At 38.2% G+C, this 23,863-nt stretch carries 21 protein-coding genes; 13 read left to right on the forward strand and 8 right to left on the reverse strand.

Going from position 1 to position 23,863, the window contains the following annotated elements; genetic code table 11:
• Positions 1-14 precede the first annotated feature (14 nt).
• Positions 15-770 (reverse strand): HAD family hydrolase, encoded by a 756-nt coding sequence (locus ABE099_RS06185; protein ID WP_430028403.1) that lies wholly within the window; start codon positions 768-770, stop codon positions 15-17.
• Between the two features lie 16 nt (positions 771-786).
• Positions 787-1,704 carry an ArsR family transcriptional regulator gene (locus ABE099_RS06190; protein WP_430028405.1) on the reverse strand — a complete coding sequence of 306 codons (918 nt, stop codon included), beginning with the start codon at positions 1,702-1,704 and terminating at the stop codon, positions 787-789.
• Between the two features lie 181 nt (positions 1,705-1,885).
• Between ABE099_RS06190 and ABE099_RS06195 the strand changes: the two genes are divergently transcribed.
• From ABE099_RS06195 to ABE099_RS06215, 5 genes are all read left to right on the forward strand, one after another.
• Positions 1,886-3,073 (forward strand): MFS transporter, encoded by a 1,188-nt coding sequence (locus ABE099_RS06195; protein ID WP_430028408.1) that lies wholly within the window; start codon positions 1,886-1,888, stop codon positions 3,071-3,073.
• A gap of 134 nt (positions 3,074-3,207) precedes the next feature.
• Entirely contained in the window at positions 3,208-3,954 is a 747-nt protein-coding gene (locus tag ABE099_RS06200) for a phosphonate ABC transporter ATP-binding protein (RefSeq protein ID WP_430028410.1), read from the forward strand.
• A complete protein-coding gene (locus tag ABE099_RS06205; protein WP_430028412.1) occupies positions 3,951-5,234 on the forward strand; it encodes a hypothetical protein in 1,284 nt (427 codons plus the stop codon). The genes ABE099_RS06200 and ABE099_RS06205 overlap by 4 nt, the downstream gene beginning before the upstream one ends.
• Before the next feature lie 27 nt (positions 5,235-5,261).
• Complete coding sequence (locus ABE099_RS06210; protein WP_210087603.1) at positions 5,262-5,960, forward strand: response regulator transcription factor; 699 nt, start codon at positions 5,262-5,264, stop codon at positions 5,958-5,960.
• On the forward strand, positions 5,957-7,441 hold the full coding sequence (locus ABE099_RS06215; RefSeq protein WP_430028415.1) for a sensor histidine kinase: 1,485 nt from the start codon (positions 5,957-5,959) through the stop codon (positions 7,439-7,441). The genes ABE099_RS06210 and ABE099_RS06215 overlap by 4 nt, the downstream gene beginning before the upstream one ends.
• A gap of 28 nt (positions 7,442-7,469) precedes the next feature.
• Here ABE099_RS06215 and ABE099_RS06220 read toward each other — a convergent pair whose 3' ends face one another.
• Positions 7,470-8,693, reverse strand: coding sequence for a glucose-1-phosphate adenylyltransferase (locus ABE099_RS06220; protein ID WP_430028417.1), 1,224 nt, complete (start codon positions 8,691-8,693; stop codon positions 7,470-7,472).
• A gap of 196 nt (positions 8,694-8,889) precedes the next feature.
• On the opposite strand from ABE099_RS06220, the gene glgB reads away from it, so the two are divergent.
• Together glgB and glgA are read left to right on the forward strand one after the other, a co-directional pair.
• Positions 8,890-10,815: a 1,4-alpha-glucan branching protein GlgB gene (glgB, locus tag ABE099_RS06225; RefSeq protein ID WP_430028419.1), complete on the forward strand. Its 1,926-nt coding sequence runs from the start codon at positions 8,890-8,892 to the stop codon at positions 10,813-10,815.
• Positions 10,812-12,266 carry a glycogen synthase GlgA gene (gene glgA / locus ABE099_RS06230; RefSeq protein WP_430028421.1) on the forward strand — a complete coding sequence of 485 codons (1,455 nt, stop codon included), beginning with the start codon at positions 10,812-10,814 and terminating at the stop codon, positions 12,264-12,266. The genes glgB and glgA overlap by 4 nt, the downstream gene beginning before the upstream one ends.
• Before the next feature lie 22 nt (positions 12,267-12,288).
• Here glgA and ABE099_RS06235 read toward each other — a convergent pair whose 3' ends face one another.
• On the reverse strand, positions 12,289-14,031 hold the full coding sequence (locus tag ABE099_RS06235) for an alpha-glycosidase (RefSeq protein ID WP_430028423.1): 1,743 nt from the start codon (positions 14,029-14,031) through the stop codon (positions 12,289-12,291).
• Positions 14,032-14,140: 109 nt separating this feature from the next.
• Here ABE099_RS06235 and ABE099_RS06240 point away from each other — a divergent pair, with 109 nt between their 5' ends.
• Entirely contained in the window at positions 14,141-14,824 is a 684-nt protein-coding gene (locus ABE099_RS06240) for a 3D domain-containing protein (RefSeq protein WP_430028425.1), read from the forward strand.
• A gap of 24 nt (positions 14,825-14,848) precedes the next feature.
• On the opposite strand, the gene ABE099_RS06245 is transcribed toward ABE099_RS06240, so the two are convergent.
• Entirely contained in the window at positions 14,849-15,685 is an 837-nt protein-coding gene (locus ABE099_RS06245) for a polysaccharide deacetylase family protein (RefSeq protein ID WP_430028427.1), read from the reverse strand.
• Positions 15,686-15,877: 192 nt separating this feature from the next.
• On the opposite strand from ABE099_RS06245, the gene ABE099_RS06250 reads away from it, so the two are divergent.
• From ABE099_RS06250 to ABE099_RS06260, 3 genes are read left to right on the forward strand one after another with little or no spacing between them, the layout of a single operon-like run.
• Positions 15,878-16,579 (forward strand): dihydroorotate dehydrogenase electron transfer subunit, encoded by a 702-nt coding sequence (locus tag ABE099_RS06250; protein WP_430028429.1) that lies wholly within the window; start codon positions 15,878-15,880, stop codon positions 16,577-16,579.
• Positions 16,576-17,508 carry a dihydroorotate dehydrogenase gene (locus ABE099_RS06255; protein WP_430028432.1) on the forward strand — a complete coding sequence of 311 codons (933 nt, stop codon included), beginning with the start codon at positions 16,576-16,578 and terminating at the stop codon, positions 17,506-17,508. The genes ABE099_RS06250 and ABE099_RS06255 overlap by 4 nt, the downstream gene beginning before the upstream one ends.
• 29 nt (positions 17,509-17,537) lie before the next feature.
• Positions 17,538-17,867 (forward strand): hypothetical protein, encoded by a 330-nt coding sequence (locus ABE099_RS06260; protein WP_430028434.1) that lies wholly within the window; start codon positions 17,538-17,540, stop codon positions 17,865-17,867.
• 107 nt (positions 17,868-17,974) lie between these two features.
• On the opposite strand, the gene xerS is transcribed toward ABE099_RS06260, so the two are convergent.
• From xerS to ABE099_RS06275, 3 genes are all read right to left on the reverse strand, one after another.
• Positions 17,975-19,054 (reverse strand): tyrosine recombinase XerS, encoded by a 1,080-nt coding sequence (gene xerS, locus ABE099_RS06265; protein WP_430028436.1) that lies wholly within the window; start codon positions 19,052-19,054, stop codon positions 17,975-17,977.
• A gap of 19 nt (positions 19,055-19,073) precedes the next feature.
• Positions 19,074-19,742: a spermine/spermidine synthase gene (locus tag ABE099_RS06270; RefSeq protein ID WP_430028438.1), complete on the reverse strand. Its 669-nt coding sequence runs from the start codon at positions 19,740-19,742 to the stop codon at positions 19,074-19,076.
• Between the two features lie 247 nt (positions 19,743-19,989).
• Positions 19,990-20,916, reverse strand: coding sequence for an L-lactate dehydrogenase (locus ABE099_RS06275; RefSeq protein ID WP_430028440.1), 927 nt, complete (start codon positions 20,914-20,916; stop codon positions 19,990-19,992).
• 384 nt (positions 20,917-21,300) lie between these two features.
• On the opposite strand from ABE099_RS06275, the gene ABE099_RS06280 reads away from it, so the two are divergent.
• Together ABE099_RS06280 and ABE099_RS06285 are read left to right on the forward strand one after the other, a co-directional pair.
• Positions 21,301-22,389: a polysaccharide deacetylase family protein gene (locus tag ABE099_RS06280; protein ID WP_430028442.1), complete on the forward strand. Its 1,089-nt coding sequence runs from the start codon at positions 21,301-21,303 to the stop codon at positions 22,387-22,389.
• Between the two features lie 67 nt (positions 22,390-22,456).
• Positions 22,457-23,749 carry a WD40/YVTN/BNR-like repeat-containing protein gene (locus ABE099_RS06285; protein ID WP_430028444.1) on the forward strand — a complete coding sequence of 431 codons (1,293 nt, stop codon included), beginning with the start codon at positions 22,457-22,459 and terminating at the stop codon, positions 23,747-23,749.
• Positions 23,750-23,863: the final 114 nt, after the last annotated feature.

A 23,863-nucleotide genomic window follows, 5' to 3' on the forward strand; every position in this document is an offset into this window, starting at 1 on the left:
AATCACTAAGAAAATTAATTTTGTTGTGTTTTTGCAAAAGATGTGTTGTGGAATATGATGTCGGGAACTTCTTGAAGTGAGTTTACAGTATACATTGTGCCACGAGATGGAGGTTGTAATTCAATGACATTATATGCCCATTCATCAGGCAAATTAATATAAATTGTCTTTAGTCCTGCTGTTAACGCAGGCATGATATCTGTACGTAAGCTGTTGCCAATCATCCAAGTATGATTTCGATTAAAGTGTCTCGATGACAAAATACCTTCTAATGCATCGATATTTTTGTGCTTTCGGATATAAATCCGATCTTGAAAAAATTGAGCCAACTTCATTTGCTCGATTTTCCGGCTCTGGATGACAGTTTCCCCACCCGTGTACAAAAATAGTTCATGCCCCTGATTTTTCAACGAGGTAAGCGTATCTACCATCCCAGGATAAGCCTCAACGGGTTGCTCATACACACTCATGCCAAGCAACATCAACTCGTCCTCATATTGTGGCACTATAGGCTCATTTAATTCCTTACAAAAATAATGATAAGTTTCTATTAATGAATTTGGAAAATGAATACTGGTAAAACCAACAATGTGCACGCCAGCTACATCAATCTCTATTTGCTTAGAACGCACCTCTGCTTTAGTTAATCGAGAAGCTGGGAACCACGAAATCATTTTTTCAGAAAATTGCTCCAAAATCATTTCAAAGTAACGATTGCAATATACAAGTGTATCATCTAAATCAAACAAAATTTGTTGTCCGTATTTCAAAAAAGTTCACTCCTTGCTACAAACGAATATATGATTCTAAGAAGATAGGTAATTCTGCTACACCATCCGGGCGAATGCTAAATTTCTCGTCATCTTGCCCAAGAAGGTGGGTACGTAATAGCCCAGCTACACGCAAAATAAGTAGCTGATGCAATAATTCATCTCTAGTGATTCCAAGTGCCGCAACAATTTCATGCATTGATTTAGGTCCAAGTGCGACATAACGTAATAAACGAAGATATTCCGCTTTAGATATCGCTCTAGTTAAACGAAGCAATGAAATTGGAGGCTCATCTTCATCACACTGAGGTAAATCAATCGGATACTGGATAAACAGCAAGTTTTCATAAAAATAGTAAGTATTAAGCGGTCTAAGATGGATAGTGGGGAGCAGGATAACTTTATCAATGTGTTGTTCCGGCTCGAGCACGAGTCCACCTGAAGCATACTCAATTAACATATCCATATCCATTTTATTAGCTAATATTAATTTTTCAGCAGCATCTTCCATTAGAAGAGGGACATATTGATCCTCTACTGTAGTGAAGTAGCATTCGTACCATACAGTCAGTAATGGGGTGTATTTTTCCTTAATACGTACCATATCCTCTATTTTAACATGAGGAACAAGCGAAGAGATATCATCAGCGAGCGCAGTCGCCTCCTGCATATTAAGAAAATCAAGAAACTCAGGGATCCCTACCTCAGCTTGGCGTGTAATTGCTAATGCGTATAAATGATCGTAATCTGTAAATGGAAGTAATTTAGCTGCTTCAAAGTCAGCATGATGCTCAGAACTTATCAATTGATGTGCATCTTCAATCCACTGAGAACCAACATCTAAATTATTTACCCATTTTTGTGTTGTATATATTAAAAAGCTGCTAATCAATTCATAAACAGGCGATACATCAATCTTTAATTGATATGTCATGAGTTTAGCACTCCTTCACTTGATTACTTAGCATACCATTTTATTATCTCTTGTTAGGTGTGGCCTTGTCCACTATAATGTGTATAGGAATGTATAACTGTACCAAATTCAGCGCAAAGTCGTCACAGTTTGTTGACGATTTTCTTTGTTTTGTAACCATGCAAGAAGGAGTATTTTGAACATGTCTGTAATGGATCGACCAAGCTCTACCTTTTTTACACCTTTTAAAATTTTAATTTTAGTCATTATTATGTCTGGCCTAAGTCAAGGCATGTTACTACCATTACTATCTATTATGATGGAAAAACAGGGGGTCCCTGCATCAGTAAATGGGCTACACGCAGCGGCATTATACGTAGGGTCCTTTGCAATGTCTATTATAGCAGAACGAATACTGGGAATAACTGGCTTTAAAAAGCTGATGGCAGGTGGTTTAGTTTTTGTAATATTTGCGATGCCTTTGTTTTTGTGGGTAACAGATATGCGATGGTGGATATTATTACGTATTTTAGTTGGGATTGGCGATAGTGCTATTCATTTTGCCTCACAGCTATGGATGTTAATTATAACACCTGCGGAGCAGCGTGGAAGAAACATTTCATTATATGGTATGTCGTATGGGCTTGGCTTTAGCATTGGGCCTTTAGGAATTCGGCTAATGTTTTTAGGTGACTGGGTTCCCTTTGTAGTTGTTATTTTGTTATTTCTACTCTCGTTTCTTATTGTTATGAGGTTTATGCCAGAGGTTTATCCAGAAAAAATAAAAACTGAGAGCCATGAATCTAAGCCAAAACGTAGCTATGTTCAAATATATAAGCTGGCTTGGTTTGCGTTATTACCTTCATTATTATACGGTTATATGGAGGCCGCAATGAACAGCAATTTTCCTATTTATGGACTTCGGATCGGATTTACTTCAAATGAAATAGCAACCTTGCTTCCTTTCTTCGGTTTAGGTGGGTTGATTCTTCAGCTCCCTTTAGGATATTTAAGCGATCGGTATGGACGCAAGCCGATTTTGATGTTGGCTGGTTTTGGCGGAGGTATTTTATTCCTCATCGTTCCGTTTGTCGGCAATCATCTTATGGCTACCTTACTGCTGTTTGTAGGAGCAGGGGGCCTAGTTGGTTCCTTTTTCTCGCTTGGCTTAGCTTATGCTGCTGATATTTTACCTAAGCATATGCTACCAATTGCTAACGTGATTGCTTCGTTTCATTTTAGTATAGGTAGTATTATTGGGCCAAATGTAAGTGGTTATGTGATGCAGGCTGGAAATGCAGGTCTATTATTTGTGTTTTTAGGAATTAGTTATTTGATTTTTACATTTTCAGGTGTTCTCTTCAAGCAAAAGCAACAACAAACAACTTAAATTGTAAGTTAAATGTTAAAATGGTGTAATCGTTTTTAATCACTTTTTAGGTATAATCAATGAAATGAGCCTACGTATTTGACTTAATGATTGGTAAGCTGGAGCTGGAGAGGCGAAAAGGAGATAATACGGAAATGATAAAAGTAACTCATTTGAAGCAATCTGTTTATGATGAACATGAGCAAAATAAAAAAACGATCCTTAATGATATTACAACACAATTTGAGCAAGGTGAATTTGTAGGGCTAATTGGAGCAAGTGGGAGTGGGAAAAGTACATTTTTGCGCTCCATTGCCTTACAACTAAAATGGGATGCTGGAGATTTACAGTGGGATGATAAAAAAGTAATTTCTGGTGGGGGGAAAGCCTCGCGAAAATATCGCTCCCAAGCGGCATACCTAGAGCAAAATCCTTCATTAAATAAAGATAAAACTGCGCTTAAAAATGTACTTATCGGACAAGCAGGACAAACATCATGGCTAAGACGATTAACAGGTATGATTCGTTCTAATGATTATATGGGTGCGATGGATGAGCTTGAGAAATTTGGTTTGCTTGATAAAGCACACCTCAAGGCAGGTGTCCTAAGTGGTGGAGAGTTGCAACGTGTAGCCATTTGCAGGGCGCTTGTCCATGGTGCTACATTTATGGCAGCGGATGAACCCGTACTTGGACTAGATCCCAAAACGGCTGAAAAGGTTATACTTACATTAAAAAAGCTATGTGAGGAGCAAAATAAAATTATTGTAACTGCATTACCCATAGATTTAGCACAGCGGTATTGTCACCGCCTTATTGGCATTGCAGATGGCACAATTACATTTGATGTAGCAGGTCGTAGACTAACTGCAGAGGAGAAGAGGTCGGTTCACTTGTTATGAGAAATAAAATAAGAGTAAAAAAAGGCATCAATCTGATGTGGCTCAGCTTCCTACTCATCTTGCTTAGTGGCTGCAGCATCATAACAGACCCTAAGCTGTTGATGCGTGAACCTTCATTGTCTTCAGATAAATCTACTTTGCTGAGTGTTATAAACAATGAGATCAGAAGTGAAATGAAGGGCGCCACGATTGTCAGGCCGCGTAACTCTAATGATGTAAGCTCGATTCGAGTTGCGGATCTTAATCAGGATGGAGTTAAGGAAGCGATAGTCTTTTATGAAACGCCTGAGGAGGTTGTACGTCTCCATGGTTTAATATTAAGTAATATTAATGATCAATGGAAAGTACAAACGAAATTTGACATTGAGGGGCAAATACTTGAATCTTTTGAGCTTAAGGATATGACAGGCAATGGTCACATTAATATTATCGTCGGTTACTCTGGTGAAAATAATGAGGCCCAAAAGGGATTAACGGTCTATTCGTATACAGGTAGCAAGGTAGAAACACTAGTCTCACTGCCTTACAATTATTATATGATTGATGATCTTAATCACGATGGTAAAGCAGATTTAACGATTGTAACGTTACGTAAGCAGCAATATGCGATTATTACTACGTATCAATATAACAACAATTTATTTCAAGAGTTAGACCATATTCAACTCGATGATCACATTCAAGAGTACTACAATATTGTTCATGGCAATGTAACACCTAAAACACGTGGCATTATTCTTGATGCAGGATTAGGAGCCAAAGACGCCTATTCTCATATCATTATTATGCGTGATGGGAAGCTCGTTGATTTGGTGAACCAGGATTATACGTACAAAGCCGTTCCTATTTTAAGTGGTGATGTCAACGATGATGGGATATTGGAAATAGGAAGACCGGAAATGCCAAAAGGCTGGGAATACATTTCATATGATGAAATTCCTTGGTTGTATTCTTATTACCAGTGGGATGATGAAAAAGGATTAAAATTTGTAATGCAGCAATATATGGATTCCGCAGGACGTTTCTATTTTAATTTCCCTACAGAATGGTACGGGAACGTTACAATTGATACTAAAAATTCTGATAAAAATCGTTATATTCGTTTTATACGGATTGACAATAGTGAAACATTAGCTGAAATTCGATTCTTCTCTCGCTCAGAATGGGAGCAAAACAAGGATGAATGGGAGCTACTTGATAGTGATAAAGATAAAATGATCGGTTTTCGCAGCCATACTGACTTGAAATTCGATAAAAGCGAAAAAGAAATTAAGCGTTAAAAAAGTGGGAGAAAGAGGGCGGTATACTTGAGCAAAGTATTAATATTAGAAGATGAAGAGTCGATTCGTAGTTTTATTGTGATCAATTTAAAGCGAAACGGTTTCGAAGTATTAGAAGCAGGGGATGGGCATGATGCTTTGAATCAATTGCAACGGGTACCTGACATCGATATTGCATTACTGGACGTGATGGTTCCAGGCATCGATGGTTTTGAAGTATGTCGCCGTATACGCGAAACCAACGAACGATTAGGCATTATATTTTTAACTGCGAAGGTACAGGAGCAAGATAAGGTTTACGCATTATCGGTAGGTGCAGATGATCATATCAGCAAGCCGTTTAGCCCGACAGAATTAATTGCTCGTATTCAATCACTGCTACGTAGAGTAAATGTATATCGTGAAAGTAATGCGAAAGTATCATTTAGTTCTGGACCGTTCACGTTAGATTTGATTTCCAAGCAATTTAAGAAAAATGGACAGCCCGTAGAGCTAACACCAACGGAATTTTCGCTTATTCAGTTTTTCCTTGAAAAAGAAAATACACCACTCAGTCGTGATCTATTACTAGATCATGTGTGGGGGAAAGAATATATGGGCGATCCTAAAATTGTAGATGTAAACATCCGTCGCTTGCGTCAAAAAATTGAGGACAACCCATCTGAACCCGCCTTCCTACAAACTGTATGGGGACATGGCTATAAATGGAAGGGCGAAGATCAATGATCAAAAAGGGGATTGGTCGGCAAATTGTTCTCCACTATGTCATTGTTGTATTTGTGACCTTGTTTTTAGTGGGGGGAATTTTTACCGTATCCATTCGAGCTTATTATTACGATACTATTTATGATCATATCTCCAATCCTTCTTCAAGATTAGCGAATGATTATGAAAATTACTTTAAAGCTTACGCTGAAAATGATCCTAATTATTTTACTGAAATGTTGCGTTTTCTCGCTATTCCAAATACGGAGCTAACTATACTTAACCGTAAAGGCGAAGTGAGAGCGAGCAGTACTCAGTTCCAAAGTGACAAGCCAATTCAAACGAGCGATGTAACAGGTGCTTTGTCAGGTAATCTTGGAAGTAAGTGGATTGGAAGACAATCGGGTACTGGTGAGCTAGTTATGGCAGTTTCAACACCACTAAGGCTAAAGGGTGAGGATCGTTATATCATTAGGTACGTTACCTCCTTGGAACTCGTTAATAAGCGTTTATTGAATTTAACCTTCATTTCTATTGGGATTTGTGGTGCAGTGTTAGCCTTGGTTACTTTGTTTAGCGTTGGTTTAGCGAACTCTATCGTGAAGCCAATCAATAATATTAGGGCCGTCTCTGCTGAAATGGCGAGAGGTAAGTTTGATACGAGAATCAAAGGCGATTATAAGTATGAATTAGGTGAGCTAGCCACAACATTAAATTATATGGCTGAAGAGATTGTCCGTAGTAATCAAATTAAAGATGATTTTATTTCATCAATTTCTCATGAGCTTCGTACACCTCTAACTGGGATTAAAGGCTGGAGTGAAACCTTGACCTCTGGAGGCTTTGATCCTGAGGAAACGAAAATAGGGATGGGGATCATTGCAAAGGAAACCGATCGTCTCATTGGCCTAGTTGAAGAAATATTAGATTTCTCTAAGCTACAGCAAAATGAAATGAAGCTAGTCGTTGGTGAAGTCAATATGAAAGAGCTCTTGCAGGAAACGATGCTAAATGTGTGGGCAAAAGCAGAGAAAAAGCAAATTCAGCTTAAGCTGGACAATCAGTCAGAGAAGCCTGTGCTTGCTATTGGCGACGGCAATCGCTTAAAGCAGGTATTTCTGAACATTGTAGATAATGCTGTGAAATTTTCTAATGAAAATAGCTGGATCGATATCGTGATGAGTATTCGAAATGAGAGTGAAGTGCTAGTTGAGGTTAGAGATAGTGGACTTGGTATTAGTGAAGAGCATCTTAAGAAGGTTAAAGATCGCTTTTTCCAAGTGAATCATCAAGGCGGAGGTACTGGTCTTGGGCTTGCGATTACGCAACAAATCATTGATTTGCATCATGGGACAATGAACATTGCTAGTGAGCTAGGTGTTGGTACGACAGTTTCTGTAACATTACCCCTGTTAGAGGGTGAAAGTGAGTCGGAACGCTTGTTAGCTGAGCAAAATAATTTAACAGAACAACAAGAACTGGATGAGAGAAAGGACTCTTAATCCAGTTCTTTTTTTCAATTGTAATTTATTACGACGATAATCCTCCTGCACGAAGACGGGCTGTTTGATCGTATACATCCTGAAGGATTCGGGAAGGCTGTGGACGTAAAACCATTTTAGGGGATATCAGTTCGTTAGGACCAATCACTGTAATGTCATTGGGATTCCCAGTAATAATTGTACCGTCCTTAATGACAGCACCTTCACCGATGATGGCATGCTCAATCGTGACGTGTTTTCCAATTGTAACATTTGGCATAATTACACTTTCATTAATTTTTGAGTTCCTTCCAACCTGTGTACCCCCAAAGATCACAGATCGTTGAACCTGACCATCCATATAACACCGATGGTGAATCATCGAATGATCCATTGCATTTAAGGGAAGCTTGAGTCTGTTAAATTCACCATAATCATGTTCCTTTGTAAACATAGGCCATCGCTCATTATGAAGATGCCATGGAAGTGATTCATCCAGCAAATCCATATGGGCTTCCCATAGGCTGTTAATTGTACCTACATCACGCCAGTACCCATTAAATTCATAAGCATGGAGTGGCGCATCACTTGCCAACATTTTAGGGATAATGTCTTTACCAAAATCATGACTTGAAAATACATCTTCAGCGTCTAGCAACAAATGACTTTTTAAAAATTGCCAATCAAATAAATAAATACCCATCGAAGCTAAATTACTTTTGGGAAGCTGCGGTTTTTCTGTAAACTCCGTAATTCTGGCGCTACTGTCTGTAGACATGATTCCAAAACGATGTGCTTCCTCCCATGGCACAAGCATAACGGAAATCGTAGCTGAAGCATTGTGACTAAGGTGAAACTCTAACATAGCTTGATAGTCCATATGGTAAATATGGTCGCCTGATAAAATGAGTACTTGTTCGGGTTCGTGTTGATCAATATAAGCGATGTTTTTGAAAATGGCATCTGCCGTACCTGCGTACTCTTTTCCCTTTGTTTTATAAGAGGGGAGTAATGTAATGCCGTTGTTATCACACCGTGGGAGCTTCCACGCGCTCCCTTCGCCGATATGATGATGTAGAGATTCAGCTTCGTATTGGGTAAGTACGCCAATCGTATCGATACCTGAGTTCACGCAATTACTGAGGGGGAAATCAATAATCCGATAATGCCCACCAAAGGGGACCGCTGGTTTAGCTTGTTTTGAGGTGAGTGGTGATAAGCGTCTACCTTCTCCTCCAGCTAGTAACATGGCGATGCAATTTTTTTTACTCATGCTTGATTCCTCCCGTATGTTTATCATGTGTGCTACATACATAAACTTAGATATAAATACCGTTGAAATTAAAAATATGGAAATTCTCAGAAAATATTACATATACTTTTTCAATCCTGTAATTTCTATACGTTTAACCTTTATTCCATCGCTGCGTGCAGGTGAAAGCAGACATTATTTTAAAATAGGTGATCTTATGTCAAGTAAACATAAAGCTAAAATCATATCAGCAAGTGATATCAAGTTGTTCCATCAAGGCACGTTATACATTTGCTACCGCAGCTTTGGCGCTCATTTCAGTGTTGAAAATGGTGAGTCCGGTGTCAGGTTTACAGTATGGGCACCACATGCAAAGCAGGTAGGTCTTGCCGCAGACTTTAATCATTGGTCCGGGGATAACGATGTATTATATAAGATACCCGATTCAGGAATTTGGAGTCGCTTTTTCCCTGGGATCACCGAAGGTATTTTTTACAAATACGATATCATTGGTGCGGATGGTAAGCGGAGCCTGAAAGCAGATCCATTTTCTTTTTATGCAGAGGTAAGACCTGCAACAGCGTCAATTGTTTATGAGCTTGCAGGATATCGTTGGCAGGATCAGGCTTGGCGAAGAAAGGTGCGCATTCCTTACGAAAAACCACTTCATGTATATGAATTACATGCTGGAACATGGAAGCAGACAAGTGCAGGGGAACTTTACAGCTATAGACAATTAGCAAAGAAGCTTATTCCTTATATTAAAAAGATGGGTTATACCCATATTGAGCTAATGCCACTAACAGAGCATCCCTACGATGGATCTTGGGGTTATCAAACAACCGGTTATTATGCACCAACAAGTCGATATGGTACACCTAAGGATTTAATGTATTTTGTGGATCAATGTCACAATCATGACATAGGTGTTATTTTGGATTGGGTTCCAAGTCATTTCACGAAGGATGAGCATGGCCTTAGACAATTTGATGGTACACCCTTGTATGAATATGGAGATCCTTTAAAGGCAGAGAAGCCGGGTTGGGGCACTTTAAGCTTTGATTTTAGTAAGCCTGAGGTAATATCCTTTTTAATTTCAAATGCGCTCTATTGGCTTAGCTATTATCATTTTGATGGGCTACGCGTTGACGCAGTAACTAGTATGCTACGACTTGATTTTGAGAAGAAAAGTGACGAATTTGAGCCTAATGAGGATGGGGGATTGGAAAATAAAGAAGCGATCGCTTTTTTACAAAAATTAAATGAAGCTGTGCGCTCACATTGTCCTCATGCCATGATGATTGCTGAGGAATCAAGTGCTTGGGAGGGAGTAACCGCTCCTGTAGCCAAAGGTGGTCTAGGCTTTCACTATAAATGGAATATGGGATGGATGAACGATACGCTCAAATATATTGAAACACCTTTTGAAGCAAGAGCATTACAGCACCAGCTACTAACTTTTCCTATTTGTTACGCGTATTCTGCTAATTATATATTGCCTTTTTCACATGATGAGGTGGTACATGGCAAAAAATCATTACTGAACAAAATGCCTGGGGAGTATGAACAAAAGTTTGCTGGCCTGCGCGTGTTGCTTGGCTATTTAATGACGTTTCCTGGTAAAAAGTTGTTATTTATGGGTGCTGAATTTGGCCAATTTATTGAGTGGAGAGAGGATGGCGAACTAGACTGGTTTTTGCAGGAGCAATATGAAATGCATAACAAAATGGCTCTGTATAACCAAGCACTTAATCAATTTTATTTAGCGGAGCGTGCATTGTGGGAAGTGGATCATAGCTTTGACGGTTACCAGTGGATTAATCCCCATGATGAAACACAAAGTGTCATTTGTTATATGCGTAAAGGCAAAAGGGAAAGAGATAAAGTATTAGTTGTCATCAATTTTTTACCAGTTGAACGATTAAATTATCGAGTAGGCGTCACAATGCAAGGCCAATATGAGCTTGTTTTTAACAGTGATGATGTAAATTTTGGTGGAAAGGGCAACACTATAGCTAACCAACTAAAATCGGAGATCGTCGCTTGGCATGAGCAAAAACAAAGTATCGTGATGGACATTCCTGCGCTAAGTATTACGATTTGGAAAAGAAATGTGGAAAAGTCGAGGAGGGGCAAAGGGTGAAAATTTTATTTGCAGCCGCAGAGGCAACACCATTTATAAAAACAGGGGGGCTGGCAGATGTTATTGGCGCCTTACCTAAGGTGTTAAGTGAGAAGGGACATAATGTAAAAGTCATTATGCCTAAATATGCAAAAATACCAGCTCATTATAAAGCTCAAATGAAACATATTGGTCATACCGAGGTTAGTTTAGGATGGAGAAAACAATATGCAGGGGTAGAGGCTTTAGAGCTAGAGGGCGTGTCCTTTTATTTTATAGATAATGAATATTATTTTGGTCGCGATGAAGTGTATGGCTATCATGATGATGGAGAGCGTTTTTCATTTTTAAATAAAGCAATTTTAGAGCTTTTGCCCTTGATAGAATTTTATCCTGATGTATTACATTGCCATGATTGGCATACAGCTATGGTCCCTTTATTGCTGCAAGAGCAATATCAAGTTCGCGAGAGCTATGAGGGCATTGCCACTGTGTTTACGATTCACAATTTATTATATCAAGGCATATATCCCTCTGAAATGCTAGGTGATGTCCTTGGCTTACCAGCACATTATGTCCATCCAGAACGAATTGAATTTCAAGGAAATATTAGCTTTATGAAGGCAGGACTTAAGTATTCGGATCATGTTACCACAGTCAGTCCTACGTATGCCAATGAGATTAAAACTGCTTTTTATGGTTATGGCTTAGAAGGTGTATTACAATCCATAGATAGTAGATTAACAGGGATTGTGAATGGAATTGATACAGCGGTGTATGATCCAAACCATGATGAGCTTATTGCAGTAAAATATCAAAGAAGTCTTCAAAAACGGTCCCAAAATAAGACGAAATTTCAGCAAGAGGTTGGTTTGCACGTAGAAGGGGATGTCCCACTTATAGGGATGGTTACAAGACTAGTTGAGCCAAAGGGACTAGATTTAGTTACACGTGTATTGGATGAATGGCTAATTCAGGATGGTGTTCAATTTGTAATACTTGGAACTGGTGATCATCACTATGAGCACTGGTTTAGTGAAGCCGCCCATCGTTTTCCAGGACAAATGGCTGCCATTATGCGATTTGATGAGGGCTTATCTCATCGAGTATATGCTAGTAGTGATCTCTTTCTGATGCCATCTAGATTTGAGCCTTGCGGTATTAGTCAATTGCTTGCGTTACGTTATGGCAGCATTCCTGTTGTACGTGAAACGGGGGGATTAAACGATACCGTTCATAGCTATCAGGAGTATGAAGAACGTGGAAATGGATTCACATTTAAAAATTATAATGCTCACGATATGTTGTACACGTTACGGCGAGGGGTCAGCATGTATCGACATAACAAAGAAAAGTGGAACCATCTTGTTCAGCGTGCATTAAGTGAAGATCATAGCTGGTCTAAGTCAGCGCAAGCGTATATTGATGTCTACAATGCTGCTATTCAACATCACCAAGTTCAAAATAAATAAAGCTGTAGAGAATGCTTTTTCTCTACAGCTTACGATATAAAATACGGTAACCATACGGTTCTAATGTTACATTGAGCTGATTTGGTTCACTGTGAAGCAGATCTTCACTAAGCGCGTCACGCCAGTCATTAGTGAGCATAGGATGACTTAATGTAACCGTCTGGTCGGTATTATTGATCCATACTGTAAAATGAAAGGTTTCATCAATCCGTTCATAGATGATACAAGGGTCTCCTGATTCTGCTTTTAAAAAGGAAAAACGTCCATGCCTTAAAGCATCATGCTTTTTACGAAGTTTAATCATTAATTTATAAAAGTCATAAAGCTCATGATCCTGTTGATCTGTACCCCAGATCATGCCCTTGCGGCAGTCTGGATCGCTTTCTCCTGTTAACCCAATTTCATCTCCATAAAAAATACAAGGTGTTCCAATGTAAGTAAACAAAAAGACTACACATAACTTCAGCTTACGCTTATCACCACCTACACTTGTTAATAAACGTGGTGTGTCGTGGCTACACAGCATATTAAAAATTACCTCATTGGTTTGTTGCGGATAGCGCATAATTAAACCGCCCATTTCACAAGCAAATCGATAGCCATCCATTCCTCCATTAAAAAATTGCAGTACTTTATTTGCAAAGGGATAATTCATGACAGAATCAAATTGATCGCCAAGAAGCCAATTTAATGAATCACTCCACACCTCACCAATAATGTAAGCTTCAGAATTTGCTTGCTTCACCACATGCCTAAAGTGTCGCCAAAAATGATGGTCTACCTCATTAGCAACATCCAGTCGCCACCCATCAATTTTAGCCTCTTTAATCCAGTATTGTGCAATATCTAATAAGTATTGCCGTACCTCTTCATTGGCAGTATTAAATTTAGGCATATATCCAAAAAATCCAAAAGTATCATACGTTGGACGTCCGTCCTTAATCTGGGCTGGATATTCACGTATATGAAACCAATCCTTGTATTTCGATTGTTCCCCATACTTTAATACATCCTGAAAGGGAGGGAATTTTTCACTACAATGATTAAATACCGCATCTAAAATAACTGCAATGTTACGGTCGTGGCACGCTTTTACAAGTACTTTAAGTAATTCATTATTCCCGAAATGGGGATCAACCTGCTTATAATCGATCGTGTCGTATTTATGATTGGAATGAGACAAAAACAGAGGGGTAAAGTAGATGGCGTTGATCCCGAGGTCAACTAAGTAATCTAAATGCTCAATTACCCCCTGCAAATCTCCTCCCATAAAATTATGTCTATCGGGCTTAGAATTCCAGCTTACAACGTTGGCTGGATCATTCGAGGGATCTCCATTTGCAAAGCGATCAGGCATAATTTGATAAAAAATTGCTTTTTTTGCCCATTCAGGAACTTTAAATACATCAATTTCATGAATATATGAAAATTCAAAACATTGCTCCGGGGGATTTGGAGTTTCATGCTGAATGCCTGTATCCAATAAAAAGACAGTTTCCGAACCTGCACTTAAACTAAAGTAGTAGGATAAACGCTTATATTTTGGTGTAACAGCGGTTTCCCAATAATCAAACATGACATCGTGTGCAATTTTTTCTAGCGAAATTTCTGCAAACGTTCCAGCCCAATCATATTTATCTCCACATAACACATTTACTTTTTCAACATCTAGATGCTTTGTTCTGACTCGTAAATGTATCGTATTTTCATTATAGGCATAGGCCCACTTGTCTCGTGGAACATGATAAAAGGCTTCAAGCAACATAGGATCACCTCAAAGATTAAGTTAAATATTACAGAATGGAAACAATTTCATCTGCAAATAGTTACAAAACTGTGATATATTAAAACAGGCAAAACAAAAGGAGGACATCATGTTAAAACCTAAACTTTTAATTAAAAGTCTGAAGCCAATTGTTGCCTCAGTCGCAGTGAGCTTGTTGCTACAAAGTGCACCTGTATATGCAGATACTGTACATACAACGGTAGAAGGAGATACTTATTATTTGCTATCACAGAAGTATAACGTGAATGTGGACAAGCTGATGAATAGCAATCCAACAATTGAAGCAAACAATATCTACGCAGGACTCTCTATCACGATTCCAGATGGTAAAGTAACACAATCTTCAAATAAGGATATTGAAATTTTAAATTCAAACACTGGCACACCTGAGCCATCCTTAAATGTTTTTGCGAACGAGAAGGTAGTTGAGGCTTGGGGCAAAACATTTAATTATTCAAGCACCATTGATATGAGAGCAACAGCATATTCTGCTGCGGCAAGTGAAAATGGCAAGTGGGGTGCTGTTGACTACTTTGGTAGCCCGTTAAAGCTAGGAACTATTGCAGTGGATCCTAAGGTGATTCCGATGGGAACAAAGGTGCTAGTGACTGGTCATAGCCATCCTGGTTTACCTAAAAAGGCGTTTGTTGCCACAGCTACAGATCAAGGAAGCGCAATTAAAGGTAATCGTATTGACATTTTTATTCCCGGTAGTCAAGCAAGTGTAAGCACATTTGGATTTCAAGATGTTAAGCTTTATATTTTAGACTAATAATTCAACAAACAGTTTCCTACTTTAGTTAGGAGGCTGTTTTTTTATTACTGCTTTTGAGGTATGCAATAGCTCTGGTAAGGTAACAAATTTATAACCACGCTTTTTAATCGCTTGCACAATTTCAGGTATTGCTTGTACTGTACCATCTAAAGTAGAGCTAGTTCCACCACCTGCATGTTGTAACACGATTGCACCTGGAGAAATTCCCTTCATTATATTTTTCTTTACCTGTTGCTTATTCAGACCTTTCCAATCTAATGAATCCACATTCCAATTTACGACGCAATAACCATTTTTTTGAGCCCACTTTAATTGAGCTTCATTAATTTCACCATAAGGAGGACGGATCAGCTTAGGACGGTAACCAATAATATTTTCAATAATCTTTTCTGTTTTTTTAATTTCAACTTCGAATTGCTTGACTGTGCGTCGTTTAAACTGAGGATGAGTATAAGAATGGTTACCGATGATATGACCTTCTGCATGAATTCTACGGACTAAATCTGGATGTTTTTGAGCACGATGACCTACGATAAAAAAAGTAGCTTTAACCCCTTGTCGTTTTAATTGGTCGAGAACCTTCGGGGTAAACCTAGAGTCAGGAACATCATCAAAGGTTAAGGCAATTTGCTGAACATGAGGACCTTGAAATTTAAATGTATCTGGATATTTTTTTCTTAGATCCTTTAATTTTAAAGGGCGGCTTGAAACAGGAATATCCTTCTGTTGATTTTCAATATTAACAATGGGGTTAGCTGTCTGAACTAAATGATTACAATTGCTAGTAGCATATACACTTATAGGGCTCGTAATGAATATGCACAACGCAAGCAAAATAGAAGTCTTACATATACGCATTGAAATAATCTCCTTTGAGTGATGTCTTAATGTTATGCCCTTTTTTTTGTTTTTTATAATTTTGTTAACATTGTGAATTTATACGCTTTATTAGATTCAATGTGCTATAATGTGATTAATATCACAGACTTAATGAGAGAAAAATTGCATCTTAATATGCAGTGTTTGGTTGCGATAGGAAGGGGAGAGAACATGGCAGAGGTTATCACAAACTTAGAAGTAGCACCTAGTGTGTTCCGTATGAGAGTATCAGGTCAGTTTTCAGGTAAGATGGGGCAGTTTTATATGCTAAGAGCTTGGGATAACTATCCTGTATTGTCTAGGCCTTTGAGTATTTTTGATCTTGATGAAAATTATATTGAATTTTTATATTTAGCTGTAGGAGAAGGGACAAGCCTCTTTTCTAAACTAAAGCCAGGTGATCCAATCTCATTGGATGGACCATTTGGTAATGGTTTTCCTGAGGTGCATGAACAAGCTAAAGTTGCATTTATTGGAGGCGGAATTGGCATTGCGCCTTTTTATCATGCCCTTAGAAGTATTCCTCATGCAGATGTTTACCTTGGTTATAGTAAGGAAGGGTATATGATACAGGAGTTTCAAGAAGCAACAACGGGTAAGGTTGAAGTTAATATCGGAGGCATTATACTAGATCAGGTCGATTTCCATGAATATGACTATATTTTCTCCTGTGGCCCTCATCCCATGCTTAGAGCTGTTCAGCAAAAGCAGCTACATACTAAAAGTAATGCAGATGTGTATGTTTCTCTAGAAAATCGGATGGCCTGTGGGATAGGCGCATGTCTTGTTTGCAGCGTTAAGTGTGTCGACAAGCGTAAAAAGGCATGTACAGATGGTCCGGTGTTTCGTGCAGAGGAGGTAATCTTAGCATGATTGACTTGTCCTGTAACATCGCTGGAATTCAATTTAAAAATCCGATTATTATGGCTTCAGGTACGTTTGGTTTTGGCCAGGAATATGGCAAGTTGTATGATATTAATAAGCTTGGAGGCATATCTGGTAAAGGCTTAACGTTAAATGCTAAACCAGGTAATGAAGGGATTAGAGTATATGAGACACCTTCCGGAATGCTAAATAGTGTAGGATTAGAAAATCCTGGTGTTGAACGTTTTCTCCAAGATGAATGTCCCGAATGGGAAAGTCTTGATCTTGTTCGGATTGCCAATCTTGGCGGGAATACGATTGAAGACTATGTGGAGGGTGCAAGATTAATTCACGAGGATAACCTACAACGGATTGCTTCTAATAAACAAGCTGTTGATATGATCGAATTAAATATATCGTGTCCAAACGTTAAAGCAGGTGGAATGGCGTATGGGATCCAAACGGAAGTAGCTAGAGAGGTTGTACGTAAAATTCGCCAAACTACATCACTCCCATTAGTTATTAAGCTATCTCCAAATGCGGAAGACATAGTTGGTATGGCTGTCATGTGTCAGGAGGAAGGTGCAGATGGCGTGTCCCTAGTTAATACGTTTTCTGCCATGAAGATTGATATCAAGCAGCGTCGTAGTGTGTTTGATAATACGTATGCAGGATTGTCAGGGCCTGCGATTAAGCCAATTGCACTTAGAATGGTACATCAAGTTTGTAGGGCTGTTACTATACCAGTGATGGGGATGGGCGGAATTACAAGTGCAAGTGATATTATTGAATTTATAATGGCAGGTGCAGAGGTCATACAAGTTGGCACATACAATTTTATGAATTTACACGCTGGCACACAATTACTTCAGGATCTTGAAACATGGATGCAAGCTGAAAAAATTAATTCGTTAGATGAAATTCGTGGAATTATTTAAGGAGAGCTATTATAGGGGGCAATGTGGTCATGATGACTTTTCAAGATATTAAGCTAGAAGTAATTGAAGCGGGCTCTGATGTGTTGCTGCTCATAACTGGGGGCGAAGCACATATTGGTGCGACCTCAACTGCATATTGGCATGATGGGCAGCCTAAGGTTGAGACTATAGCTATTCCACATCATAAAGAACATACGTTAACTGAAAGTATCGCCGAACGTGCAGCTAATCAACTCCAATGCACCGTAAGCGTTGTGATGGGAATCCATTATGATAACCTCAATAAAGCACAGATTTTACAAATTTCAGATCGAGTGGAGGCATTGTTTCAACAATTCCTGCAATGTAACATCAAATAGTAAACAAAAAATAAGATGGGCTTCCTGCTGTAATCACAATAAGAGTAGATTGCAGACAGGAAGCCCATTTTAGCAGTTAGTTAGCTTAGGGATGATATTTTAAATTTTTATTCTCCACGTCGTTCAATCGCTTCAGACATCGTTTTATCAGTAAGATGAGCATAAATTTCAGTTGTTTCTGTAGAAGCGTGACCAAGCTGTTCTTTTGTTTTGTAAATATCATTTTGTAAATAGTAGTCGGTTGCAAAGGAATGGCGCAATTTGTGAACGGTGAGATATGGCTTACCAAAGCGTTTGGCATACTTAATAATCATAGCCTGAATCGCACGCTTGCTCATTCGATTACCCTCGTGCTTACCATTTGGAATCGCGACAAATAATGCCTTTTCCTTTTTAGGTGTTTTGTATCTTGTCGTTCTTAGCTTTAAATATTGTGCTAAATCATCCTTAGATTGCTCCCGAAAATAAACGGGTGTTTTAAACGTTTCATCATTATTACCCTTGCGAAATACATAGATTAGCTTATTGTCAAGATCAAGGTCATCCAGATTCAAATTCACAACCTCTGATACGCGAAGCCCCGAATTAAGTATAAGACTTGCGATACAGGCATCACGTTCTCTATTTAACTGGTATGCATATAAGGCTTGTTTATTATTTTCGATATCTGCTTCATAGCCTTCTGCAATATAACCTATAAATTCAAGAAGCTCATCTTCCTCTAGTATTTTACCCCTTAATTTAGCAGCGGTATCTTTAGGCTTGTGTGTACGTTTTATTTCAACCTTGGCCATAATATTACGTTTTAACAAAGGATAAAAGTCATCATCCTCCGCAATTTGACTCAAGTAATGAAATAATGAGCGGAGTGAAGACATTTTACGGGAAATCGTAATTTTAGAATTTGTACCCTCCAAACGGGTAGCCAGATGTAATCGATAAGCAACGATACTTTCCATCCGCAAAACTTCGAGCTCAGTTAAGGTCACCTCTGTATTTGCAGATGCGTGGGATAAACCTTCAGCACGTAACCAGTTAAAAAATTGCTCATAATCACGAATATATTCCAGTAGTGTAGACGGGGAGAGGTCAGGGAGCTTATAATCAATAAATTGCTGAACAAACCATGGCATATCTAATACATGCTTATCTACTTTTTTTCGATCAGCAATCTTCTGAATGCTCATACTTAGTTAACCCTCCTTTTTACGATGGTTTCACAATAAAAATATAGTCAGGCTCACCACGCTGTTGTGTTACTTCTTTAACTGCAACAGCATCTTCTCCAAAAAATGAATGGAGCAGCTGTACAAACTGAGGGCATGCGGTAGCACTCCAAAAGGTTATGCATCCACCAGGACGCAATCGAGATTGGATTGTCTGTAATCCCGCTTGATTGTAGAGGGAACCGTTCTCCTCGTATACTACCCAGTCTGGGCCATTATCGATATCTAAACAAATCAAATCAAACTTCATCGTTGTTTCCTTCATCCAGGTAATCATATCAGCCTGAATAAGATGACATCTAGCATCACTAGTTGCATTATGATTGGATTTAGCAAGCCATGAGGAATTCCATTTAATGACGTTTTCATCAATTTCAATCACCGTAACTTGCTTTATTCGATGATCCTTTAACACTTCTTGTAGCGAGAATCCTACGCCTAAGCCGCCAATCAACACATATTCTGGTGAATGACACCGATCAAGTGCAGCCTTTACTAGCAAACGTTCGGACTCCCCATTATATGTAGCCATTAAGAAAGTCCCATTACTAATCACTTCGTAATATTCACCACGTCGTTGAAGCTGAATTTCTCCACGAGGAGAGGAACAACGTTCAATAAGTACCGCAGGTTCATTTACATGATTCATAATAAAACACCTCCAAAGCTAAAAAGCGTTCTATATTCAGAGTAGTACGTTAATGAACAACTGTCAATCCAGCTATTTATAATAAAACATTACATGAAAATTTCACAATAGAAGAACAAAATTTGCTATGCTACATCTCTCATTCAAGTTCATATCGCGCATTTACATGTTTAAAAGTCCTAAATGGGAAATAAGAACCCATCAAGGACTACATATAACTAACGAAAAGCAAAAGGCAGAGGGATTGTTACAAGGACAATTCAGCAATCGCAATCTTTAACTTTTCAGCAGACTGTTGGAATTGGGCTAATTCCTCATTGTTAAGCTCAAGGTCAAGCACTTTACGGACCCCATTACGATCAACAATACTTGGGACACCAAGATAAACATCTGAAACTCCGTTATAATTTGTCAGTAAAGTCGATACATTTAATACTGAGCCCTCATCTTGCAAAATGGAGACAACAATTCGATCCAGTGCTAAGGCAATCGCATAAAATGTAGCGCCTTTTGCATTGATAATTTCATAGGCCGCATTTTTTGTGTTATTAAAAATTTCCTTTTGCTCTTCTTCAGTAAATTCCAAACCAATCCCTGCCACATTTGCTAAGCTCCACAGAGGAAGCTCTGAATCACCATGCTCACCAATAATATGGGCGTGGATGCTACGTGGATTAATACCTTTGCTTTGACCAATTAAATAACGGAAGCGGGCACTGTCTAATAATGTACCTGAACCGATAACTCGATTGGAGGGGAAGCCACTTTTCTTTAAGGAAACATAAGATAAAATATCAACTGGATTGGTAGCGACCAAAATAATGCCATGATTATTGTATTTCACAATGTTTTTAATAATTTGATCAAAAATGTCAGCATTTCTTTTCAATAAATCAATTCTGGTTTCGCCTGGACGTTGAGAAGCACCAGCAGCAATAATAATAATATCCGCTTGGGCACAATCACTATAATCCCCAGCCCATAACTTGACCCCACCTGTAAAAGGCAATCCATGATTCATGTCCAGTGCTTCGCCAAGTGCTTTCTCCTTGTTGGCATCAATAAGCACTAATTCAGAAACACGCTCCCTTAAAAATAAGGTATACGCTGTTGTGGTTCCGACTGCACCTGTTCCAATAATCACTACCCTGCTGGAGCGTAATTCAGTTGTCATTCATTTCATCTCCTTAATAATTAATCTGGTTAATAAAAAGATTTAAAGTTTTTTAACTTTTATATTATGATCTCACTCTTATTGTACATTAATCATTAAAATTTTAAAGTAAATCTTACCAATTATCGAAACAAAACAGAGAAATTAGAGTACAAATATATAATCTAGTATAATGTAAAAGAAAAGTAGATTTTCTCGAAAAAAGAGGCAATTTGTCTAGTGGAACTACTCAAAATGCGACATTTTACCAACGACTTTTTGTAGAAATATTGGTATTATGATGACATTGTAACCAGAGATGTAACTTTTCTGTAAGGACGATCATCATATTTTGTATTATTCTAGTAATAGATAAAAAACGGAGAGGATTTTGGTGAGAATCAAATGTCGTACATAAGTAGAGTAGAGACAAAAAAAGCGTTGGATAAACTAAATGCACAAAATAAAAAAAAGAAAAAAGTAGTGAAAATACTAGGGTTGTCCCTTTCAGCTATAGCACTAGTTTTTGTAGTTTTTTTAGCAATTAGAATGTTAGGAAATAATGATACGGTAAAGCAGGAAGCTACAGTAGTAACACCTAAATTAACTGCTCCTAACGAGTCTCCAACAAAGGAAGTTGATCCAAATAGTAGCCCAAATGATCCAAACGAGGCTAGTAAAACACCAACTGTAGATGATAAAGAGAAGGATAAAGACTCTGACAAAGAAAAAAATAAAGACATTGAGTCTGAGAATGGGAAGGAAAATAACCCTAATAACAATGAAGCAACAAACGGAATTAACAATGGATCGCAAAATAGTGAAAATACAAATACCAACAACTCAAATACAAAACCAATCACGGATAAGGACAAAAAAGGACCTAAAACAGTTTATCTTACCTTTGACGATGGACCTAATGAGCATACAGACACAATTCTTAAAATCTTAGACAAATACGGTGTACATGCAACTTTTTTTGCAATTGGTTCTAATCTTAAAGGCAATGAGCAAGCCTTAAAGAACACTGCCGCTGCTGGACATTATGTAGGTCTTCATAGTATGAGTCATAATGCTAAAAAATTATACAAAAGTGGAAGCTCAGCTAACTTTATTAATGAATTTAAAAAAGAACAAGGACTTGTAGAGGATATTATCGGAACTAAGCCTATTCTTATTCGCCCACCTTATGGTAGTGCGCCAAATATAAACAAAAAGTTTAGAGACGATATTGTAAAAGCAGGCTTTAAAATGTGGGATTGGACTCTTGATTCTAATGATTGGAGATATCCACGTAACCCTGATAAAATTGTACAGGTAGTGAAAAAACATTTAACGCTTAATACAGAAGTCATTTTAATGCATGAGCGTGAGCAAACGGTCAAAGTGTTGCCACAGATCATCGAATATGCGCAGAAAAAAGGGTATTCATTTGCAGTGTATAAGCCTGAGCATCATTTGTCAGTCAATTTTGCTAAAGACAAACGTTTATAAATGATATAAGACGAGATTTAGATTCAAATTCATTTTGAATCTGCATCAAGTATAGGAAGTGAGGTTTATGCTGTTGAAGCCATGGCGTAAATATATTGCATTATTCATTATATTTCAACTTGTAATAGTAGGCTGCAGTTCATCCAAGCCAGAAGCTAATGCTCCTGAACAAAAACAGGAGCCAGCAGAGGAAGGTCAAACAATTACCGTAACTAACTTAGAGCCATCACCAAGTAATATTTCTGCAGAGGATACCAATTCTGATGGCCCTAAGTATCAGATTCAGACTAGATTAACTGATTTTCAGCTATTAAGTGCTTCTACGGGTTTGGCATGGGGAACAACAAGAGGTGAACTTAGGTTGTATTCCACGAAGGATAATGGTGTAACCTGGACTAATATTTCACCTTCATCTGCCATACAATTTCCAAGCAATCCAAAATACGGTCAAGAAATATTTTTTACTGATCCCGATCATGGCTGGATAGTACGAAGATCCGTTGGCTCCGATCAAATCGTAATTTTAAGAACAATAAATGGCGGTTTAACCTGGAAGTTATCTTCAATAGCTAATTCATTAGAAATTGCTGCTATTCATTTTATTAATCCAAAGCACGGCTGGATTATGACAACGGCTGACCAAGGGTCTGAGAAGGAATCAAAAGTATTATTTGAAACTGAAGATGGTGGCGCAACTTGGGTCGTTAATATGAAAAATGATACTTTACCTAATGAAACAAAACGAGACTTTGTACTTCCTAAAGAAGCTAGCTTTATTTCTATGGATTTTAGTAATGGTGAGCGAGGTTATGCTACTGTTATAGAAAATGGTGAGCCAAAATTATATATTACGAATGATGGTGGTATCGATTGGAAGGTACAAGACAATTTCTTTGATCGCTCTAAATATGAGTCACAAGATCAATTTAAAATCGGAGTTATTTCTGCCTTTACGAAGCAAAGTCCTAATGTCTGGATTTCAGTAGGTTGTGTTCGTGGAGATAAGACAAAATATAACGGGTATTTTACAAAGGATGCCGGAAGAAGCTGGAACTTTGTTAGCTTTGATTTACCTTGGCAAACTGGAGTGAATGAAGGGTTAAGCCCTGTGTTTTTAAATGAGAATGAGGGATGGAGTATTCATAATGCTACGATCTATCATACGACGGATCAAGGTAATAAATGGACAACCCTACCTGAAAGCTCAACATTAAAAAAGATTATGAAAGACTATCCAGAAGTCGTAAAACTACAATTTTTCACATCTAAAGTAGGTTGGTTGCTTGTGGCTAAAAGTGATCAAAAACGTTCTTTATTGCTTCAAACTACCGACGGTGGAGCCAATTGGAGCGTGCTCTAAACAGCACGCCCAAATCCACCGTTTAAATGTTCGCATAATTGTGAAATTTATCACATGTATTACTTAAAGTTTGTGATATATTTAACTTGTAAGGAATAAGTGAAAAAAATCACA

Origin of the sequence: Paenibacillus turicensis, from assembly GCF_050461185.1 — a bacterium.
In the GTDB taxonomy this organism is placed as follows: domain Bacteria; phylum Bacillota; class Bacilli; order Paenibacillales; family Paenibacillaceae; genus Fontibacillus; species Fontibacillus turicensis_A.

What these genes read in the sequence shown, in the direction of transcription:
- ABE099_RS06190 (WP_430028405.1), bottom strand. Translation starts at nt 1,704, where the DNA reads ATGACATATCAATTAAAGATTGATGTATCGCCTGTTTATGAATTGATT.
- ABE099_RS06195 (WP_430028408.1), top strand. Translation starts at nt 1,886, where the DNA reads ATGTCTGTAATGGATCGACCAAGCTCTACCTTTTTTACACCTTTTAAA.
- ABE099_RS06200 (WP_430028410.1), top strand. Translation starts at nt 3,208, where the DNA reads ATGATAAAAGTAACTCATTTGAAGCAATCTGTTTATGATGAACATGAG.
- ABE099_RS06205 (WP_430028412.1), top strand. Translation starts at nt 3,951, where the DNA reads ATGAGAAATAAAATAAGAGTAAAAAAAGGCATCAATCTGATGTGGCTC.
- ABE099_RS06215 (WP_430028415.1), top strand. Translation starts at nt 5,957, where the DNA reads ATGATCAAAAAGGGGATTGGTCGGCAAATTGTTCTCCACTATGTCATT.
- ABE099_RS06220 (WP_430028417.1), bottom strand. Translation starts at nt 8,693, where the DNA reads ATGAGTAAAAAAAATTGCATCGCCATGTTACTAGCTGGAGGAGAAGGT.
- glgB (WP_430028419.1), top strand. Translation starts at nt 8,890, where the DNA reads ATGTCAAGTAAACATAAAGCTAAAATCATATCAGCAAGTGATATCAAG.
- ABE099_RS06235 (WP_430028423.1), bottom strand. Translation starts at nt 14,031, where the DNA reads ATGTTGCTTGAAGCCTTTTATCATGTTCCACGAGACAAGTGGGCCTAT.
- ABE099_RS06240 (WP_430028425.1), top strand. Translation starts at nt 14,141, where the DNA reads ATGTTAAAACCTAAACTTTTAATTAAAAGTCTGAAGCCAATTGTTGCC.
- ABE099_RS06245 (WP_430028427.1), bottom strand. Translation starts at nt 15,685, where the DNA reads ATGCGTATATGTAAGACTTCTATTTTGCTTGCGTTGTGCATATTCATT.
- ABE099_RS06250 (WP_430028429.1), top strand. Translation starts at nt 15,878, where the DNA reads ATGGCAGAGGTTATCACAAACTTAGAAGTAGCACCTAGTGTGTTCCGT.
- ABE099_RS06255 (WP_430028432.1), top strand. Translation starts at nt 16,576, where the DNA reads ATGATTGACTTGTCCTGTAACATCGCTGGAATTCAATTTAAAAATCCG.
- ABE099_RS06260 (WP_430028434.1), top strand. Translation starts at nt 17,538, where the DNA reads ATGATGACTTTTCAAGATATTAAGCTAGAAGTAATTGAAGCGGGCTCT.
- xerS (WP_430028436.1), bottom strand. Translation starts at nt 19,054, where the DNA reads ATGAGCATTCAGAAGATTGCTGATCGAAAAAAAGTAGATAAGCATGTA.
- ABE099_RS06270 (WP_430028438.1), bottom strand. Translation starts at nt 19,742, where the DNA reads ATGAATCATGTAAATGAACCTGCGGTACTTATTGAACGTTGTTCCTCT.
- ABE099_RS06275 (WP_430028440.1), bottom strand. Translation starts at nt 20,916, where the DNA reads ATGACAACTGAATTACGCTCCAGCAGGGTAGTGATTATTGGAACAGGT.
- ABE099_RS06280 (WP_430028442.1), top strand. Translation starts at nt 21,301, where the DNA reads ATGTCGTACATAAGTAGAGTAGAGACAAAAAAAGCGTTGGATAAACTA.
- ABE099_RS06285 (WP_430028444.1), top strand. Translation starts at nt 22,457, where the DNA reads ATGCTGTTGAAGCCATGGCGTAAATATATTGCATTATTCATTATATTT.